This is a genomic window from Moritella sp. Urea-trap-13 (genome assembly GCF_002836355.1).
Lineage (GTDB): Bacteria > Pseudomonadota > Gammaproteobacteria > Enterobacterales > Moritellaceae > Moritella.
On the sequence record NZ_PJCA01000023.1, the window covers coordinates 1 to 251 of the forward strand.

Annotated in this window: 1 protein-coding gene; it reads right to left on the reverse strand. The window is 49.0% G+C overall.

The features are described 5' to 3' along the window. The coding region (locus CXF93_RS02945) for an immunoglobulin-like domain-containing protein (protein WP_157824410.1) at window positions 1-251 on the reverse strand (251 nt) is incomplete at both ends.

Here is a 251-nt window from a genome sequence, read left to right on the forward strand (position 1 = left end):
CTAACGCTTCAAAATTACCATCAACGCTCGCATCGTTATCCGTGCCAGTCACTGATACGGCGAAACTTGAATTGTCGTTATACACATCTTCGCCGTTGTTGATCACAAAGGCTGGTGAAGTGATAACCGCATTGGCCGCCGTGCCCGCAGGAATGGTCACCGTGATGAACTGACCGTTTGCGTCTTTGGCATCCAGGGTGATCACTAAATCAACCTTGGTCTCAGCATTCACAGAAACACCGATAGTTGCT